The sequence below is a fragment of the Facklamia sp. P13055 genome (genome assembly GCF_050409445.1).
GTDB lineage: Bacteria > Bacillota > Bacilli > Lactobacillales > Aerococcaceae > Facklamia.
Genome location: NZ_JBNUPL010000007.1, coordinates 39,890 through 58,904, shown reverse-complemented (window position 1 = coordinate 58,904; position 19,015 = coordinate 39,890). Strand labels below are relative to the sequence as shown.

Sequence of the window (19,015 nt, the reverse complement as noted above, 5' to 3'; positions counted from 1 at the left end):
TAAAAGGTTCTTTTGTTATTTGACAAAGAGTAGTGATTTGAAAGATAGAATACGAGGAGATAATATGGAAGAATATTTAACAGCCCAGGAATTTGCTGATGAATTAGAAGTTACTCGACAATTGATCTATTATCATGCAAAAAAGATTCCTAATGAGGAGAAAGTGTATAATGAAGAAAACAGATTGGTTTTTACAAAAGAACAGCAAAAGCTATTAAAATCTTTTATGACAGATACATTTGACACTCAAATAGAAGAAACAGTCAAAGCCAAAGCCGAAAATAAAAATGAAGTGACAAAAGAAAAAAGTCAGAATTATGAAGAAAGTATAAAAGATAAACCAGGTGAGGAAAATACTGAATCCCTAGATCATTTGACAGAACTCAAGCGTGATTTTTCTTATGATCCTGAACTGGCGAAGCAAATCTCATTTGTCCTTGAAAATGAACGTGACTCAAAAAACGAAAAGTCAAGTGAAAACGAAGAAGTAAAAGAAAAAGGCTCTTCAAATACTATAAAAAAAAATCTGATGTCAGATGATACGGATCTAAAAAAACAGCAACAAGCCATTAGAACTTATATTGAAAAGACTGTCAAAGAACAACTGAAAGAAAAATGGTTGAAGGATGAAAAAGAAAGAAATGTTCTTATTAATGAACTAAAAGAAAAAAATAAACAAATTAATGATTTACTGCAATTAGTCGACCAGCAACAGCAGCTAATGCTCTTGACAGAAAAGAAGAATAATCATTTAATAGAGACTATTGAACATCTGGGAATAGAAGATAAAGTAGCTCAATCGATGAAAGTCTCTTCGGATGAAGATGATGAACAAAACGAATCAATTAAGTCAAAGTCATGGTTGCAAAGGTTATTTAGCTAATTTTATTCGCAGTAAGAAATTTAGGAGGATTTTATGAATTTAGAGGAAGTAGTGATTGTTTCAGCAAATCGAACAGCTATAGGAAGATTTGGCGGCAGTTTGAAAGATGTTTCGGCAGTGGAAATGACTAGTCAGTTACTCAAAAGGATGCTTGATAATATCACTCTCGATCCTTCTTTAGTTGATGAAGTTTTCATGGGAAATGTCTTGTCCGCAGGTTTAGGTCAAAACGTTGCTCGTCAAATAGCTATTCAATCTGGTATTAGTTTCAAAACACCTGCTACAACTATCAATCAAGTTTGCGGATCCGGAATGAAAGCTGTTATGTTAGCTAGCCAGTCTATTATGACAGGTGAAAATGAAATTGTGGTGGCGGGGGGTTGTGAAAATATGAGTCAAGCCCCTCATATTCTTTCCAATCATCGCTGGGGCTCCAAGCTAGGCAATGATAGGGTAGTGGATACTTTAGTTTTTGATGGTTTGACTGATGCTTTTGAAGGTTATCACATGGGAGTAACCGCTGAAAACTTGGCTGAAAAATATCAAATCAGTCGCGAAGAACAAGATGAATTTGCGTTAAGCAGTCAAAAGAAAGCTGAAAAAGCTTATTCTTCTGGTCGGTTTAAGCAAGAAATTATTCCTATTGTCCAAATGAAGCGTGGTCAAGAAGTTGTTTTTGAAGAGGATGAAAATATTCGCATGGGACAAACTCTTGCCGACTTAGAAAAATTGAAACCAGTATTTAAAGAGAATGGGACTGTGACTGCAGGCAATTCCTCAACTATTAATGATGGTGCTGCTGTCTTACTCCTAATGTCTAAGCGTAAAGCGAAAGAGTTAGGACTAGAAATAATGGCTAGTATTCGTTCAATAGGTAAAGCAGGCGTTGAACCCTCTTTAATGGGAACAGGACCTATTCCAGCTACTCAAAATGCTTTAAATAATGTCGGTTTAACCATTGAAGATATGGATTTAATCGAAGGAAATGAAGCATTCGCAGTCCAATCTTTAGTAGTCAATCGAGAATTAGGAATTAAGGACGAAATCATTAATGTTAATGGAGGAGCTATTGCTTTAGGGCATCCAATTGGCTGTAGTGGAGCGAGAATTCTTGTCACCCTGATTCACGAAATGAAGATACGTAATGTGGAAAGAGGATTAGCGACCTTATGTATAGGTGGCGGACAAGGAAATGCTGTCATAATAGAAAGAACGCGAGCATAATTTTACAAAAAATAAAGGGGCTGGGACAAAAGCCTTGAATAATTAAAGAAAGTCCGGTCAACGAGACAATCGTTAATCGGACTTTTTCTTTAAAAATATAAACCATGTCTTTCGATCAAGCCGACACTTTCCTGGAAGCCCTCGTTACGATTGAGAAGCGCTTGTAAACGGAAAAGAAAAAGCGAAGTCAAGCTGATATTTGTGGTCAATAATCTACGTAAATACGCAAAGTAGCGAGCCTAGATTGGAAAGTCACTTTCCAATCTAGGCTCGCTGAAAATTTTGAGGCGGCTGAGAAGCATTTTTGTTCCAGCCGCTTTAATTTATTCATAGGGTTCAACATGAATGTCGATATCTTTAATTTGAAATTGATCTTGTAAGATAGCTTCGATTTCTTCTGTAATACAATGTGATTGATAGACGGACATACTCGGATCTAAAGCAATGGTAACATCTAAATAGATCTGTTGTGTAGCCATTCTTGCGCGAATGGAATTAATAGCAATCACATCAGAGTGGGAGAGAATACATTTTTCATAAATTAATAATGTTTCAGGGTCAAATCCATCTGATAAAGTAAAAGTCGATTCTTTAAAGACTTCAAAGGCAGACAGTATAATAATAATGCCCACTGTAATTGAAAGAAACGTATCGATAATAGGAAAGCCCCAGCTGACACTTAAACTTCCGATAAGAGTTGCTATTGAAATAAGTAAGTCACCTTGCATATCCTTAGCAGTAGCTTTTAAACCGACAGAATTTGATTGGGTGGCTAATTTTTTTAAATAGGACTTCGTTAAAGTCAGAATTACGATTGAAAGAAGTGTAGTAAGAAGAACTTGTTGGCTTGTTTGTGAATAGTCTTTGGAAAAAAGTTGACTCATTCCTGAAAGAATTACTTGAAAGCCAATTGTGAACATTAGCAAAGAGACAATGAAACTGGATATAATTTCGTATTTTTCATGTCCAAATTTATGGTTATGATCAGCAGGCTTCTTTGCTAAATATAATCCAATCCACACAGCAGAAGAGGCAATAATGTCTGATAAGTTATTCAGACCATCAGCTTGTAAAGAATTTGCTTTAAAGATTGAAGCGGTAGTTAACTTGATTGTTGTCAGTAATAAATAAACTGTAATTCCAATCACTGCACCTTTGGAAGCGAGTTTGTAATTATTCATAAAGATTGAAAACTCCTAACGGTTTATTTCTATGAAATTAAATTTAATCATTATAAAAAGACCAGTAGTTTAATCCTTCATCTAGCAAAATTTGCTCATTAATGGGCTGGAAACTATACATTTTTTCAGGATTATCATTGGGATCATTGACATAGACATAGCCAGGTTCATAGCCACGAATTACGATAATGTGACCTACATCGGTAAAGAAACCAGGTTTGACAGATGCAATTACCACTTGGCCTTTTTGGACAGCTTCCATAGCAGAGTAAAAATTATTACCATGATTATAAAAATTAAATCCGTGATCGGTTGCATAATCTGAAAATATAGTCCAGGAGGTACCCTCATTTTCGAAAAAATAATCGCGACCGGACCATTCAAGCACTTCTTCTGGCTCAACCAATCGGTTGGATAGATAAGAATACACCATGGCTAAAGATACGATTGCACAACCATTGTCACCTAAAGTATCTTGTTGACTAGCGCCATAATCGATGTCTGAATAAAGGGGTGACTTTTGTAAAATTAATGGAACATCCATTTGTAAATAAGAGTTTTTACTAGCGAAGGAAGGCTGATCAGGGAGAAAGAGGGTTCCTTCTCTTTCAATACTCATCTGGTTCTCATTGATGGCTTGTACAATATCTTGTTGAGCACTCATAATATTTCCTTGATAATCTGTTCTTATAATATCAGCAATCGATTCTTGAACATCTTGAATGGAAGCTGTTTTGGAACCATATTTATTTAATTCAAGGGCCAGCATTTTTTCTTCTTCTGTAGCGGTTTCTTCATTAATGGTTTCATTTTTTACACTCGGTAATTTTTTTTTAATTAGTGCTTGATTGGATGTTGTAACTTTCTCTGGACTGGTATTTTCTTTTGTAGAAAGATGGTTTAAGTAGAAAGTTAAGCTTAGACTTAATAGGATGGTTATAAGGGATAAGAAGGCTGCAAGACGATTTATTTTGTCTTGAAATGAATGCATGGTTTTCCTCCTCAATGGAGCATTACTCCGTAAATTCTTGTTTATGATAGCATAAATTATAAGGGAAACCTATCGAAAAACAAAACTAAAAAATTTGTAATCATATCGCAATTCGGTAAATTTAAATTCTAAATGAGAATCTCTAAGAGCTTATTTGTGACTATTTTTAAGTCCTGTGTTTTAATGGAAGAGTATATAAAGGAGAGAGTACAGTGGAAAAAAATAACTTATTGATGCAGTATTTTGAATGGTATCTGCCTAATGAAGGAAAACATTGGATAAACTTACAAAATGATGTAGATCACTTGTATGAAATAGGTGTGGATCATATCTGGCTTCCTCCTTTTTGTAAAGCCACTTCTATTAATGATGTGGGGTATGGAGTCTATGATCTTTGGGATTTGGGCGAGTTTGATCAAGCAGGAAATGTGCGCACTAAGTATGGTAAAAAGGAAGACTTATTGAAGGCTATTCAATTACTCAAACAAAAAGATATTCTACCAATTGCTGATCTTGTGATTAATCATAAGGCTTATGCAGATGGTAAAGAAAAATTTCATGTGATGAAAGTGAATCCTGAAAACCGTCAAGAAATGATTTCTGATCCTTATGAAATTGAAGGTTGGACCCATTTCTATTTTCCAGGTAGAGCGAATAAATACTCAGATTTTGAATGGCACTGGTACCATTTTAGTGGCATTGATTATGATGCGACTAATAATGAAGAGGGTGTTTATTTAATTTTAGGCGACGAAAAAGGTTGGGCTGATGATCAATCGGTAGATAGTACCTATGGTAATTATGACTATCTGATGTTTGCTGATATTGATTTTTCTCATCCTGAAGTAAACGAACATATCAAACAGTGGTTAAAATGGATGGTGAATGAAACGGGAGTTAAAGGTTTACGCTTCGATGCATTAAAACATATTGATTCTCACTATATAAAAGAACTCTGTGAAGAAATTAATTTTACACAAGGTGATGATTTTTATTTAATTGGTGAATATTGGAATCCTGATCTTGAAAAAAAATTAGATTATTTAGAATCGATTAATTATCAGTTAGATCTCTTTGATGTAGGCTTACATATGAATTTATACCAAGCCAGTCAAGCGGGTAATCAGTATGATTTAAGTAAAATTTTTGCAGGAAGCTTAGTTAAGGACAATCCATTAGTCAGTGTAACATTTGTTAATAATCACGACACACAACTAGGACAATCTCTTGAGTCTCAAGTCGAAGAATGGTTTATACAACATGCCTATGCTTTAATTCTTTTGCGTCAGCAAGGACTTCCTACTCTCTTTTATGGCGATTATTATGGAGTACAAAATGGAGAGAAGTCCCCATCCTATCAAGAGCAAATCGATCCTTTACTACACTTGCGAAAATATCATACTTACGGAGAGCAAGTGGATTACCTTGACCATCGAAATACCGTAGGCTGGACTTGTCTAGGAACACAAGAACATCCCTACGGGATAGCAGTAGTGATGACTAATAGTGAGGCAGGTTTTAAAGAGATGAGTATGGGTGAATTGAATGCAGGAGCTATTTATGTTGATTATCTAAATAATCACTCAGGCAAAGTAGAATTAGATGAGCAAGGAAAAGGATTTTTCCCAGTTAATCAAGCCTCAGTATCTGTTTGGATTGATGAAAAAGCTATATGGGACTAGTGAAATAAGATAAATTTAAAACTATTAAAGATAGATATATCTAAAAGAATCACGTATAATATTATTAAGCGTTTTCATATAAACGGCTTATTTAGCATGGGAATGAAAGGATGTGAATAAAATGGAAAAGAAAAATCGGGGCTTTGAAGTTATCCGTTCGTATAAGGATAAAGCGATTCGAATTCCTCAACGGCAAACCAAGTACTCAGCTGGCTATGACATTGAAGCTGCCGAAACGGTTGTACTTCCTTCCTTTTGGAAACAGTCTGTTTATTATTTAATACATAATACCTTTTTAATGATTAAGGGTCAGGAAACCATGAAGGAAGATGACTTATGGCAGGCTACTTTAGTTCCAACGGGTTTAAAGGCCTACATGATGGAAAACGAATATTTGAAGATTGTTAACCGCTCGTCGGGAAGTTATAAGCACCAAACAACCCTACCTAATGGTATTGGTATTATTGATCAAGATTATTATAATAATGAAAAAAATGAAGGACATATATATATTCAACTTATTAATTATGGCTTGAAGGATCGAACCATTCATAAGGGTGAAAGGATTGCTCAAGGAATTTTTTCTAAATTTCTACAAGTAGATGACGATCAAGTAGTTAATAGTGATCGACAGGGTGGTTTTGGGTCATCTGGTTAAGGGAGTGATTGAATGGCAAAAAATAAGGTAATGTATGAGTGTTTAGCTTGTGGCTATGAGTCACCTAAGTGGTTAGGAAAATGTCCAAATTGTGGCAGTTGGAATCAAATGGAAGAACAATTGGTCCCTACAACCACTACTTCAACTACTTTGACTCATACATCACAATCAATGGTCGGCAAAGCCACTCAATTGGATCAAATTCCAAGTCAAGTTGAAGAAAGAATTAATACAAAAATGGGAGAGTTCGATCGAGTATTAGGCGGGGGAATTGTTCCAGGTGGTTTAGTTTTAATTGGAGGCGATCCTGGAATTGGGAAATCGACTTTATTACTTCAGGTATCCATTCGCTTGGCTAATTTGAAACAGCGGGTCCTTTATGTTTCTGGTGAAGAAAGTTTAACCCAAATTAAACTCAGAGCTGAAAGACTGGCATTAAGTGGTAAAGATTTTTATTTATTATCTGATACGGACTTGGGTAATATTGTGACTCAAATTCAAGAAGTGAATCCTGAAATCGTAGTCATCGATTCTATTCAAACGATGGCATCACCAGACAATCAAGGCTTAGTGGGATCTGTTTCTCAGTTACGGGCAGCGACTAATATTTTGATGCGAATAGCCAAAGACCATAAAATTGCTATTTTTATAGTTGGCCATGTAACTAAAGAAGGCAATATAGCGGGACCTAGAATGTTGGAACATATGGTAGATGCGGTTTTATACTTTGAAGGTGAAAAACATAATCGCTTCAGAATCTTAAGGGCTGTAAAAAACCGATACGGATCTACCAATGAGATTGGCGTCTTTGAAATGATTGATACAGGTTTAGTAGAAGTAACCAACCCCTCAGAGTTATTCTTAGAGGAGAGGATAGAAGGTGCTACCGGATCCACAGTTGTTGCTGCCATGGAAGGGACGCGAACGGTATTAGCTGAAATCCAATCATTAATGACTCCGACGGTGTTTGGTAACGCCAAACGCACCGCATCAGGAATAGAGTACCAACGTATATCGCTCTTATTAGCAGTCATGGAGAAACATTGTGGTCTTTTAGTTCAAAACCAAGATGCTTTTTTTAAAACGACTGGAGGGGTTCGCTTAGATGAACCCGCCATTGATTTAGCCATAGCTGTAAGCATTGCTTCTAGCTATTGGAATCGAGAAGTGAGAGTAGATGATGTCTTTATTGGTGAGATTGGTCTAACTGGAGAAATTAGAAGAGTCAATCAGATTGAAGAACGAATTAAGGAAGCAAGTAAATTAGGCTTTAAGCGTGTTTTTATCCCTTATAATAATCAATCGCATCTAAAACAACTGGACCTATCGATTGAAGTCATCCCAGTTAAAACGATCAAACAAGCTATTTCAATCGTTTTTCCTAAATAATTGAAAATTCTTACAAAGGAGGTGAAAAAATGATAAAAAAAATGACGATTAGTGTATCAATGATTGTTGGCTTAAGCTTTGGCTATACTTTAGGAGCAGAAATTTGGCGTAGTCTTCGCTTATACCATCAATTATTAATCAATCCTTTTGTGAATAGTATGATTTTCGGACTTATTTTTATGTTATTAGGTATTTTACTTGCGCCGCTTTTTGAACAATTAATTCATAAATTACTATCTATTTTGGAAAAGCAGTCAACGCCAAATCTGTTATTCGGTGCTTTAGGCATTTTATTAGGACTATTAATCGGTTATTTACTTTCGTTGCCGATTGGGTCTTTAGATATCCCTTTCTTATCGAGTACAATGCCGCTTGTTCTGACTGTTTTAGGGGGAATGATTGGTTATCAAATGATGATCAATCGCCGAGATGAAGTCTTACATCTCTTTACAAAATCTGGCCAAAAACTACAATCTGCTTCTTTTGAATTGAATAAAAAACCTAAACAAAGCGAAGTCAAAGCAGGTCAAAGATTGAAGATATTAGACACTAGTGTAATTATTGATGGAAGAATAGCAGAAGTGGTTCAAACAGGCTTTATAGAAGGAAGTTTATTAGTTCCAAAATTTGTCTTATCTGAATTGCAACATATTGCAGATGCTTCTGATTCTTTAAAAAGGGCAAAAGGTAGACGTGGGTTAGATATTCTAAACCTTTTACAAAAGTCTTCCAAAATAAATATTGATTTTTTTGAAGGAGACTATGCGGATATCGAAGAAGTTGATGCGAAATTAGTAAGGCTAGCTAAAGATTTAAATGCGATCTTGGTAACCAATGATTACAATTTAAATAAAGTTTCAGAATTTCAAAATGTTCCTGTCTTGAACATTAATGAGTTAGCCAATGCGGTAAAACCAGAAGTGTTACCTGGTGAGGAAATGCAAGTTCAAATTATAAAAGCAGGAACCGAACGCCGCCAAGGGGTGGCCTATCTTGATGATGGCACCATGGTAGTGGTTGAGGATGGCCAAAATTATATTAATAAGCATTTAAATGTAGTAGTTACTTCATCTTTGCAAACAGCTGCTGGTAGAATGATTTTTGCTAAAATTTTTGAAAATTAAGAGCATTTGAATCTCATTAGATGAAGGAGTACAATAGCTTTTGTAGACTAGATGGAATTAAAGGAGAAATACAATGAGCGATAAAATTCGTGTGCGTTATGCACCAAGCCCTACGGGCGATTTACACATTGGGAATGCGAGAACAGCTTTGTTTAATTATCTATATGCACGTTCACAAGATGGAACGTTTATCATTCGGACAGAAGATACAGATACAAAACGTAATCTAGAACATGGTGAACAAAGCCAATTAGACAATCTAACTTGGCTAGGTATTGATTGGGACGAATCCCCGGTTAATCCTGGTGAATATGGTCCTTACAGACAATCAGAGCGTTTGCATATCTATCAACCCTTGATTGATGACTTATTAGCTCGTGACTTGGCTTATAAATGCTATATGACTGAAGAAGAGTTAGAAGCAGAAAGAGAAGAACAAAAGGCTCGTGGAGAAATGCCTCATTATGGGGGAAAACATGCCCACTTAACCAAGGAAGAACAAGAAACTTTTGAAGCTGAGGGCCGTCAGCCTGTTGTTCGTTTTAGAGTACCAGCAAATGTTACTTATCAATTTGATGATATTGTAAAAGGGCCTGTAAGCTTTGAATCGAAAAATATTTCAGGCGATTGGGTAATTCAAAAGAGAGACGGTATGCCTACTTATAACTTTGCTGTAACTGTGGATGATCATATGATGAAGATCACTCATGTTTTACGTGGAGATGACCATATTGCGAACACCCCTAAACAAATGATGATTTATGATGCTTTTGATTGGGAATATCCAGAATTTGGTCATATGACATTAATTATTAATGCCGAAACTAATAAAAAGTTATCTAAACGTGATGGTGGAATCCTACAATTTATTGAGCAATACCGTAACTTAGGTTATTTACCAGAGGCTTTGTTTAACTTTATTGCCTTATTAGGTTGGTCACCAAAAGGTGAAGAAGAAATCTTCTCGCCACAAGAGTTAGTGGAACAATTTGACCCAGAACGTCTATCAACCTCGCCTGCTTCATTTGATAAGAAGAAATTAGAATGGATTAACAACACTTACATGAAAGCAGCAGATCTTGAGACAGTGGTGGACTATGCATTACCTCATTTACAAAAAGCAGGAAAAGTAAGTGCTGATCCTAATGCAGAAGAATTAGCCTGGGTTAAAAAGCTAGTTAGCTTATACCATGAGCAAATTTCTTATGGTGCTGAGATTGTTGAAGCATCTAGCTTATTCTTCAATGATAAGTTAGAGCTGAGTGAGGAAGCAAAAGAAATTATGCAAGCTGAGAGTGCTTCAACAGTCGTTCAAGCTATGCAAAGCAAATTACAGGCTTTGTCAGATGAAGATTTTGTAGCTAGCAATATCAAACCATTGACTAAGGAAATTCAAAAGGAAACTGGTATTAAAGGGAAAACCCTCTTTATGCCAATCCGAATTGCGGTTTCTGGTCAAATGCATGGTCCAGAATTGCCGGATATGATTGAAGTACTAGGCAAGAAAAAAGCCTTAGACCATATTCAGCAAGTTTTATCGCTTTAGTGAATACAAAGTGGAAACCGATGGTTTCCACTTTTGTTTGAGAGCTTTTTCTTGAGCTTTAAATAATGGAATGTCATAATAAATATGCACAAATTTGAAGGAGGCTACTTATGTATTTCGTAGATAATGAAAATAACTATGATGCGAGTGTCAATATTGCTTTGGAAACTTATTTAGTAGAGAATCGCTTAGTCGATGAGCCAATTTTACTTTTCTACATTAATGAACCTTCGATTATTATTGGCCGTAATCAAAATACTTTTGAAGAAATTAATCAAGCTTATGTTGATGAACATAATATTCGAGTAGTTCGCCGTATGTCAGGTGGGGGAGCCGTTTACCATGATTTAGGAAACTTCTCATTCTGCTTTATCAAAGATGATGATGGAACATTTAGAGATTTTAAAGCATTTACTCAACCCGTCATTGATGCTTTACATAAGATGGGAGCCACTTCAGCTGAATTGTTAGGCCGAAATGATTTACTAGTAGATGGCAAGAAGTTCTCTGGTAATGCAATGTATGCTAAACGTGGGCGTATGACAGCTCATGGAACGATTTTATTCGATTCTGATTTAGACGAAGTCAATAATGCATTAAAACCAAACAAAGCAAAGTTTGAATCTAAAGGTGTCAAGTCAGTACGCTCACGGGTGACAAACTTAAAGCCTTACGTGGATGATAAGTATAAAGAGTTAACTACTGAGCAATTCAGAGACCTTGTCTTATTAGAAATCTTTAATGTTGAAAAACGCGAAGATGTTAAAGAATATCATTTGACAAAAGAAGACTGGGAAAAGGTTTATCAAATTCGTGAAGAGCGTTTTGGTAATTGGGATTGGAACTACGGTCACTCACCAAAATTTGATATTCAAGCCTCTCACAAATTCCCTTTCGGTTTTGTAGATATGCGCTTCAACATTAAAGATGCCATGATTACCGATACCAAAATTTATGGTGATTTCTTTGGACTTGGTGAAATTGAAGATGTAGAAAATGCTATAACTGGCGTTAAATTTGAACGTCAAAGTATTTTAAAGGCCCTAGAAAATATGGATCTTAAAAAATATTTAGGAAATGTTGAAGCAGAAGAGCTTGTTGAAATGATTTTCTCATAAAAGTGCAATAAATTATTGGCCGGAAATATTTCCGGCTTTTTTAATTCTTTATGGACTCATTAAATGCCAATATATTTATTCGAAAGTAAGTGCTAGTAATGATATAATAAGCCTCAAGTTTAATGATAGAAAGAGGGTTCATAAGATGGCTATTCAATTATTTAATACCTTAACACGTCAAAAGGAAAACTTTATTCCCCTAGAAGAAGGAAAAGTGAGCTTTTATCTTTGTGGGCCAACAGTATATAACTATATTCATATTGGTAATGCACGTTCTGCTGTTGCTTTTGATACTATTCGTCGTTATTTAGAGTATCGCGGCTATGAAGTGAATTTTGTCAGTAACTTTACTGATGTGGATGATAAAATTATTAAGGCAGCTGAAAAGGAAGGATTAACAGCCAAAGAGCTTTCTGATAAGTATATTGCTGCCTATAAAGAAGATATGCGTGCGATTAATGTTAAGCCCGCCAGCAATAACCCGCGTGTTATGGAAAATATCCCAGAAATCATTGATTTTATTAAAGTTTTAATCGATAAGGGCTATGCTTATGAAAGCCAAGGAGACGTCTATTATCGGACAGCTAAATTTGAGAAGTATGGCCAATTATCGGACCAGTCTATCAGCGATTTGCGTGATGGCGCTAGTCAACGAATTACTGATGAAGAGAGTGAAAAAAAGGAAAATGCGATTGATTTTGCTTTATGGAAGGCAGCTGGAAAAAGTGCGGTTTCTTGGGAATCGCCATGGAGTAAAGGTAGACCCGGATGGCATATTGAGTGCTCGGTAATGGCTACGAAATACTTGGGAGAAACGATTGATATTCATGGGGGTGGTCAAGACTTACAGTTTCCTCATCATGAAAATGAAATCGCTCAGTCCGAAGCCCATTCTGATTATTCTCATCCCTTTGCTAAATATTGGTTACATAATGGGTTTGTAACTATGGGATCCAATGGAGAGAAAATGTCGAAATCGTTAGGTAATTTTGTGCTTCTAAGGGATATTATTAAAGAATACGATCCAATGGTTATACGCTATCTTTTAGCCAGTGTGCAATACCGTCGTCCTATCCGTTATGATGCTAATGCCATCGCTACTGCAAGTCGTGAAGTTGAACGTTTGAAAGAACTGATGGATCGCTTAGCCTATCGAATGGATCATTTAGGAAGTGGACAAGCTAGTCTTGATAGAGAACAGGAAGTAAGAGAAGCAATCAAAGAAGGCGTGGATGCTTTTAATCAAGCGATGGAAGATGACTTCAATACGGCTAATGCTTTATCAGCTATTTTTGAAATGAGCAAGCAAATTCATCGCTATCTTGATCAAGAAGCTGTGGCGCTTCAATTGTTAAAAGAAATCAATCAATTGATGTATCAACTTTTAGGGATCTTCGGTTTGGAATTAAATTCGACAGAAGTCCTTGATAGCGAAATTGAAAATTTAATTGAGGAAAGAAATCAAGCGCGTAAAGAGAAAAACTTTCAAAGAGCGGATGAAATTCGTGATTGGTTGAAAGAGCAAAATATTTTATTAGATGATACTCCGCAAGGAACAAGGTGGAAAAGAGGATAAAAGTGACAAATGAAAATACACCAGATAAGTATTCTTTGCTAAATGGCGCAGCCTTAGCCTATGTAGGAGATGCTGTTTTTGAAGTAGAGATACGCAAGCATGTGATTGAATTAGGAAAAACGCATCCCAATAAATTGCACAAAGCCGCCATCAAATATGTTTCGGCTAAGGGGCAAGCGAAAGTGATGCATCATTGGATTCAGCAAGACGATTTTTTAACAGCTGAAGAAATTCAAATCTATAAACGTGGGCGCAATCATAAGGCCAATACAAAAGCTAAAAATGCTTCGATCGGTGATTACCGTCAAGCAAGCGGATTTGAGGCATTATTGGGTTGGCTTAAATTAAGTGGACAAGAAGAGCGTTGCTATCATTTAATTCAACTAGCGATTCAATATATTAATGAAGAAGGAGCCTAATAATGAGAAAGAAAAATCATACAGCGGATTTTCATAAGAAAAAACGCTCCAATATAAATTCTTTCAAAGAGCCTTTGGTAGACTCAAAAGCTTTTGAAAATAGTGAATCGATCTACGGTAAACATGCTGTTCAAGCTTATTTAGAAACAAAAAAGCAAGTTAATAAATTATTTATTCAAATAGGGATTGCAGGAGAAGTAATATCTAGTATAATAAAAATGGCTAAAATTAAAGGAATTGTATTCCAGGAAGTGCCAAAGTCGAAGCTAGATGAAATGGTTGATGGTGAAAATCATCAAGGTGTTGTTCTAACTATTCCTCCTTTTGATTACGCTGAACTAGAAGATGCTCTTCAGTTAGCAGCTTCAAGAGGAGAGGATCCTTTTATTCTTATTTTAGATGGGATTGTCGATCCACATAACTTGGGCTCTATTCTAAGAACGGCAGACGCTACAGGCGTTCATGGGGTGATTATCCCTAAAAGACGTTCAGTTGGATTAACCAATGTAGTTGCAAAAATATCTACTGGAGCCATTGAACATGTTCCAGTGATCCGAGTAGCTAACATTAAACAGGTTATGGATCAGTTAAAAGAAAAGGGAATATGGATCTTTGCGACGGATATGGCTGGAGAAGATATGCGTCAGTGGGATTCACATGGACCAATTGCATTAGTAATTGGTAATGAAGGTCAAGGGGTTTCTGAACTTGTAAAAAAATCAGCAGATGGAATCGTTACTATTCCGATGGTTGGGCATGTGCAAAGTCTGAATGCATCTGTTGCAAGTGCAGTCTTGATGTATGAAGTAGCACGCCACCGTATTGGAAAGTAGGGATTATCATGCGATATAAACGTCAGGAAATTTTATTTGTTGACGGTTATAACATGATTGGTGCATGGCCAGAACTTACCCAACTTAAAAAAATGGACCAGTTAAATCAAGCGCGCGATCAATTATTATTTGAGCTTTCAGAATATCGAAAATACCGAGACCTCAAAATTATCGTTGTCTTTGATGCACAATTTGTTCCCGGAATAACACAAATTTATGAACACTATCAAGTCGAAGTTGTTTTTACACAAGAAGGGGAAACAGCTGATTCCTATATTGAAAGAGAAGTAGCTCATTGGATTTCTCCTCTTAATCGTGTGGTAGTTGCGACAAGCGATATGGCAGAGCAATGGCTAATTTTTCAAAAAGGTGCCATGCGAATGTCTGCTAATGAGCTTTATATGCAGTTACAATTTAATAAAAGACAAGTTCGACAAACAGTTGAAGACCACTATTCACAGTTAATCAGGCGGCGGAGCCCTTGGAAGCTTGACCAATTGAAGCTATTAGATGATCTAAGATTTCGCTTAGATGATGACAAGAATGAATAATGGAGAGATGAAATGAACGAGTTTGACCATTTGACCAATGAAATGTTGATTATGCGCTTGAAAGAAAATATCGCTGATGAGTTTTCATTTATGTTACTAGTTGAACGTTTTATTCCCCTCTTAAAAAAATTTGCTTATCAAATGCCAGTGGATGGCTATGAACCAGAAGACATTATTCAAGAAGGAGTTATCCTGATGTATCGGGTAATTCAACATTATGATCCTGCTTATGGTGGTTATTTTGCCCCTTATTTTCAAAGATCATTGTATAATTACCTGATTAATTTACTCCGTCGCAATTCCAAAGAAGCTCAGACCATTCGCTTTGGAATGGACGCTGAACGCGATCAGCTTGAAATTGGTGATAGTATTAGTCATAAGAGCTTAAGCTATGACTATCAATTAGCAACTACTCCCGAATTACAAGTTATTGTCAATGAAGAAAAAGAACGTTATCTTGCTAAGCTAAGTCTTTTTGAAAGACAGATTATCTTCTGTTATAGTGATTTATCAATGAAACCAAGAGAAATTGCTGAGTATTTAGGCATTGATAAAAATCGAGTCAAAAATGCTTTGAGACGAGCAAAAGATAAGTTAAGAGATATTATCGCTGAATAGAAACTACTAATAATTTATCCAAGAATTAGTCGAAAATAGACCGATTCTTGGCTTTTTTATTAGGAATCTGAGTCTTTACTTGTGCAATCTACTTATGATATACTACGGTCTGTTCTTTATGAACACTATGATTCTTCGGTGGATCAAGCCGCCCTCAGTCCTTTGGTCATAGTAATTACTAGAGCCTGCTCTATAAAGGAGACTAATATGAAAAAAAAATATACTACTAATGATTTAACGCGAATAGCATTAGTTGCTGCTTGCTACATTGTGTTGACTTTGATAATTTCCCCTCTTTCCTTTGGATTGGGAATTCGTATCAGTGAGGGATTGAATTTTTTAGCCCTTTATAATAAACGTTATATTTTAGGAGTTACTTTAGGCGTTTTTATTGTCAATTATTTTTCTTACGGTATTTGGGATATGATCATTGGCTCGCTCACTAGCTTTATTTTTTTACATTTAGCTTGCTCTATCATTGAAAAACTATTTCCTTTAATTGATAGTAAGAAAGATGAAATTAATAAGTCGCTGTTTTTCAAATATTTAATTATTGGCCTATCCATGACTATATCGATGGTTAATATTGCCTTGTTAGTTGTTTTTTTAGGAGCTCCTTGGGAAACTTTTATAACCCGACTTGTAAGTATGATGGTTAGTGAAGGCTTATCTCTATTGGCTGGAGGAATAATTATCTATTTTATCAGTGAGCGAATCGATTTAAGACGCTAAGTGATAGATTATTAGAAGCAATCATCAATTTATATTTCAAAAACGGTCAAGAAATATTAGCTTTTTTAAAATGAAAATTGAAAAGAATTAATTTACAAGCAAACATTTGAATGCTAAAATAATGTCAGTTAAATAATCGTAAAGTAAAGGGGAGCCTTGAAGCTGAGAGTGGACTTGTTCCAGACCCTTGAACCTGATCACGGTCAAACGTGCGTAGGAATTACTTTGAAATAGGGACTTTATGCCTTTTCTCTTTACTTTGCAAAAATGTAAGGAGTTTTTTTATGGGAAAGAATAAAAATGTTTTACTTCTAGTAGAAGCAGCTATTTTTGCTGCTATCGCAGTGGTCCTGTCTTTATTACCGACAAATTTCGGTGCTTCATTATCGATTTCTTTAGGCATGGTACCATTGACAATTTTATCCTTAAAACGAGGATTTAAATGGGGGCTGTTTTGCGGCTTTCTATGGGGTTTGCTACATTTCCCCCTAGGGAATGTATATTTTTTAAGCGTTAGTCAGGTATTAATTGAATACCTCCTTGCTTTTGCTTTTGGTGGTTTTGCGGGCTTAATGTCTGAGCGTTTTTATCAGTCTGAAAATAAAGCTTGGCCTTTAATTTTAGCAACTTTCATTGGAACATTTGCACGTTTCTTCTGGCACTTTGTCGCTGGCTATATTTATTGGGGATCTTATGCACCTGAAGGGATGTCACCCTTAGTCTTCTCATTTATCATGAATGGAGCGAGTGCCTTATTAACATCTTTTGCTTCGGCAATCATTCTAATCCTAGTCTATCAAGCAGCCCCTCGTTTATTCGATCGTAAGCTATATAGATAATAAGTTTATATTTAAAGTAGTGAATATTTCTCCACTACTTTTTTTGTGCACATTTTTAAATTAAATTTAAACCAATCACAATAAAAAGTTAAATAAAAGCATTTATACTAACGTTTCAATTTATATTTTCACAATACCTTTTAATCTTCATTTAATGTGAAATATCAAAAAGTTATGTTATAATGCTCTTATGACTTGTGGCAGAAAGGTGGTGATTGGTTGTGATCGAATTATTTGATGTTGCTAAACATTACTATTTGAATAATAAACAAGTTAAAGCGGTTGATGGTGTTTCCCTAACGATCCAAAATAAGGAAATTTTTGGTTTGGTAGGAGAAAGTGGTGCTGGAAAATCGACTCTTTTAAGGTTTATTAATCTTTTAGAAAAACCAGATAAAGGAAAGGTATTAATTGATGGACAAGATCTATTGCAACTCAGCAAGGAAGAACTGCGACTCCATCGTAAGTCTGTAGGTATGATTTTTCAGCATTTTAATTTATTGAATAATAAAACAGTTGGTGAAAATATCACCTTACCCCTTAAATTGTTTAAATATTCAAATGCCCTGTCTCTTGATTCTGTTCTTGATTTTGTTGGTCTAGCTGATAAAAAAGATCAATATCCTGGTCAGTTGTCGGGGGGGCAAAAACAAAGAGTTGGTATTGCAAGAGCGTTAATTACTAAACCAAAAATTTTGCTTTGTGATGAGCCGACCTCTGCTTTGGATGTCATGCGAACGAATGAAATTGTTCAAATATTAAAAGCAGCACATCAACAATTCGACATGACAATTATAGTGGTGACCCATGAATTGGGTTTTGTAAGGCAACTTTGCGACAGAGTGGCAATTATGGAAAAAGGTGGTTTAATAGATATAGTTGATAATTTGACCGACCGTGACCAAGAACTAGTAGGAAGTTATTATGATAAAGTGAAGGAGGTCCTAAGCTAAGATGTTGGAAGAAATAATAGTGCGCGTCATTGAATATTGGCCAAAATTATGGGAAAGTCTTCAAGAAACAAGTATTATGCTTTTTTTCTCCTCAGCAGCAGCTATTTTGTTAGGTCTTCCTTTAGGTACTCTTTTATTTTTGACTAGTCCGGGTCAGCGAATGGGTAAAGCAAGAAAGGATTATTTTTTGAATTCTAGCTTAAACCTATTTGTAAATATTGTTCGTTCTTTTCCTTTTTTGTTACTTGTTGTCGCAATGCAACCCCTTATTCGAATGGTTTATGGGCGAGCAACTGGCGATCCGATTGCAGCATCCTTTCCGATGATGTTGATTGCCATTGCCCTTTATGCTCGCTTCGTGGAACAGTCTTTGCATGACATTCCTAAAGGCGTGGTGGAATTAGCTGATTCCCTTGGAGCGAATACTTGGGAGTTAGTCACTCAATTTCTATTTGTTGAAGCACGGTCATCTTTAATTATTGGATTTACCACTGCTTTTGTATCCTTTCTATCTTATTCGACCATTATGGGGGTAGTTGGCGGCGGTGGGATAGGAGATTTTGCTATCCGATATGGTTACCAGAGGTATGAAACGGATATCATGTATTTTGCGATTATTCTAATCATAATCATTGTTCAAATTCTACAATGGTTAGGTTTAAAAATTGCGCGTAAGTTAGATAAGAGATAATAGGAGG

Annotated in this window: 19 protein-coding genes and 1 riboswitch; of the genes, 17 read left to right on the top strand and 2 right to left on the bottom strand. The window is 35.8% G+C overall.

Annotated features, from left to right (window positions below):
- The first annotated feature begins 64 nt into the window (after positions 1-64).
- A complete protein-coding gene (locus ACQV2O_RS04245; protein ID WP_428875072.1) occupies positions 65-883 on the top strand; it encodes a hypothetical protein in 819 nt (272 codons plus the stop codon).
- Between the two features lie 33 nt (positions 884-916).
- Positions 917-2,107 carry an acetyl-CoA C-acetyltransferase gene (locus ACQV2O_RS04240; RefSeq protein WP_428875071.1) on the top strand — a complete coding sequence of 397 codons (1,191 nt, stop codon included), beginning with the start codon at positions 917-919 and terminating at the stop codon, positions 2,105-2,107.
- A gap of 323 nt (positions 2,108-2,430) precedes the next feature.
- Here the strand turns inward: ACQV2O_RS04240 and ACQV2O_RS04235 are convergent, their stop codons facing one another.
- Together ACQV2O_RS04235 and ACQV2O_RS04230 are read right to left on the bottom strand one after the other, a co-directional pair.
- Positions 2,431-3,288 (bottom strand): cation diffusion facilitator family transporter, encoded by an 858-nt coding sequence (locus tag ACQV2O_RS04235; RefSeq protein WP_428875070.1) that lies wholly within the window; start codon positions 3,286-3,288, stop codon positions 2,431-2,433.
- Between the two features lie 43 nt (positions 3,289-3,331).
- Positions 3,332-4,279, bottom strand: a complete 948-nt coding sequence (locus tag ACQV2O_RS04230) for a C39 family peptidase (RefSeq protein WP_428873057.1) — start codon at positions 4,277-4,279, stop codon at positions 3,332-3,334.
- A 212-nt stretch (positions 4,280-4,491) separates the two neighbouring features.
- Here ACQV2O_RS04230 and ACQV2O_RS04225 point away from each other — a divergent pair, with 212 nt between their 5' ends.
- The 15 genes from ACQV2O_RS04225 (at position 4,492) to ACQV2O_RS04155 (ending at position 19,008) form a co-directional block, all read left to right on the top strand.
- Positions 4,492-5,961: an alpha-amylase gene (locus ACQV2O_RS04225; protein WP_428875069.1), complete on the top strand. Its 1,470-nt coding sequence runs from the start codon at positions 4,492-4,494 to the stop codon at positions 5,959-5,961.
- A gap of 121 nt (positions 5,962-6,082) precedes the next feature.
- Entirely contained in the window at positions 6,083-6,619 is a 537-nt protein-coding gene (locus ACQV2O_RS04220; protein WP_428873059.1) for a dUTP diphosphatase, read from the top strand.
- Between the two features lie 12 nt (positions 6,620-6,631).
- Positions 6,632-8,008 carry a DNA repair protein RadA gene (radA, locus tag ACQV2O_RS04215; protein WP_428873060.1) on the top strand — a complete coding sequence of 459 codons (1,377 nt, stop codon included), beginning with the start codon at positions 6,632-6,634 and terminating at the stop codon, positions 8,006-8,008.
- A 29-nt stretch (positions 8,009-8,037) separates the two neighbouring features.
- On the top strand, positions 8,038-9,132 hold the full coding sequence (locus ACQV2O_RS04210; RefSeq protein WP_428873061.1) for a PIN/TRAM domain-containing protein: 1,095 nt from the start codon (positions 8,038-8,040) through the stop codon (positions 9,130-9,132).
- Between the two features lie 73 nt (positions 9,133-9,205).
- Positions 9,206-10,678 carry a glutamate--tRNA ligase gene (gene gltX / locus ACQV2O_RS04205; protein ID WP_428873062.1) on the top strand — a complete coding sequence of 491 codons (1,473 nt, stop codon included), beginning with the start codon at positions 9,206-9,208 and terminating at the stop codon, positions 10,676-10,678.
- Between the two features lie 110 nt (positions 10,679-10,788).
- Positions 10,789-11,796 (top strand): lipoate--protein ligase, encoded by a 1,008-nt coding sequence (locus tag ACQV2O_RS04200; protein ID WP_428873063.1) that lies wholly within the window; start codon positions 10,789-10,791, stop codon positions 11,794-11,796.
- Positions 11,797-11,941: 145 nt separating this feature from the next.
- Complete coding sequence (gene cysS, locus ACQV2O_RS04195) at positions 11,942-13,372, top strand: cysteine--tRNA ligase (protein WP_428873064.1); 1,431 nt, start codon at positions 11,942-11,944, stop codon at positions 13,370-13,372.
- 2 nt (positions 13,373-13,374) lie between these two features.
- The gene (locus tag ACQV2O_RS04190) at positions 13,375-13,791 is read left to right on the top strand and encodes a Mini-ribonuclease 3 (RefSeq protein WP_428873065.1); all 417 of its coding nucleotides are present in this window, start codon (positions 13,375-13,377) and stop codon (positions 13,789-13,791) included.
- A gap of 2 nt (positions 13,792-13,793) precedes the next feature.
- The gene (gene rlmB / locus ACQV2O_RS04185; protein WP_428873066.1) at positions 13,794-14,624 is read left to right on the top strand and encodes a 23S rRNA (guanosine(2251)-2'-O)-methyltransferase RlmB; all 831 of its coding nucleotides are present in this window, start codon (positions 13,794-13,796) and stop codon (positions 14,622-14,624) included.
- Between the two features lie 8 nt (positions 14,625-14,632).
- A complete protein-coding gene (locus ACQV2O_RS04180) occupies positions 14,633-15,175 on the top strand; it encodes an NYN domain-containing protein (protein WP_428873067.1) in 543 nt (180 codons plus the stop codon).
- Positions 15,176-15,187: 12 nt separating this feature from the next.
- On the top strand, positions 15,188-15,793 hold the full coding sequence (locus ACQV2O_RS04175; RefSeq protein ID WP_428873068.1) for a sigma-70 family RNA polymerase sigma factor: 606 nt from the start codon (positions 15,188-15,190) through the stop codon (positions 15,791-15,793).
- A 207-nt stretch (positions 15,794-16,000) separates the two neighbouring features.
- Positions 16,001-16,525, top strand: a complete 525-nt coding sequence (locus ACQV2O_RS04170) for a QueT transporter family protein (protein ID WP_428873069.1) — start codon at positions 16,001-16,003, stop codon at positions 16,523-16,525.
- A 137-nt stretch (positions 16,526-16,662) separates the two neighbouring features.
- Positions 16,663-16,762, top strand: a riboswitch (TPP riboswitch).
- A 47-nt stretch (positions 16,763-16,809) separates the two neighbouring features.
- The gene (thiT, locus tag ACQV2O_RS04165) at positions 16,810-17,364 is read left to right on the top strand and encodes an energy-coupled thiamine transporter ThiT (RefSeq protein WP_428875068.1); all 555 of its coding nucleotides are present in this window, start codon (positions 16,810-16,812) and stop codon (positions 17,362-17,364) included.
- 221 nt (positions 17,365-17,585) lie between these two features.
- Complete coding sequence (locus tag ACQV2O_RS04160) at positions 17,586-18,317, top strand: methionine ABC transporter ATP-binding protein (protein WP_428873071.1); 732 nt, start codon at positions 17,586-17,588, stop codon at positions 18,315-18,317.
- A gap of 1 nt (position 18,318) precedes the next feature.
- On the top strand, positions 18,319-19,008 hold the full coding sequence (locus tag ACQV2O_RS04155) for a methionine ABC transporter permease (RefSeq protein WP_428873072.1): 690 nt from the start codon (positions 18,319-18,321) through the stop codon (positions 19,006-19,008).
- Positions 19,009-19,015 lie beyond the last annotated feature (7 nt).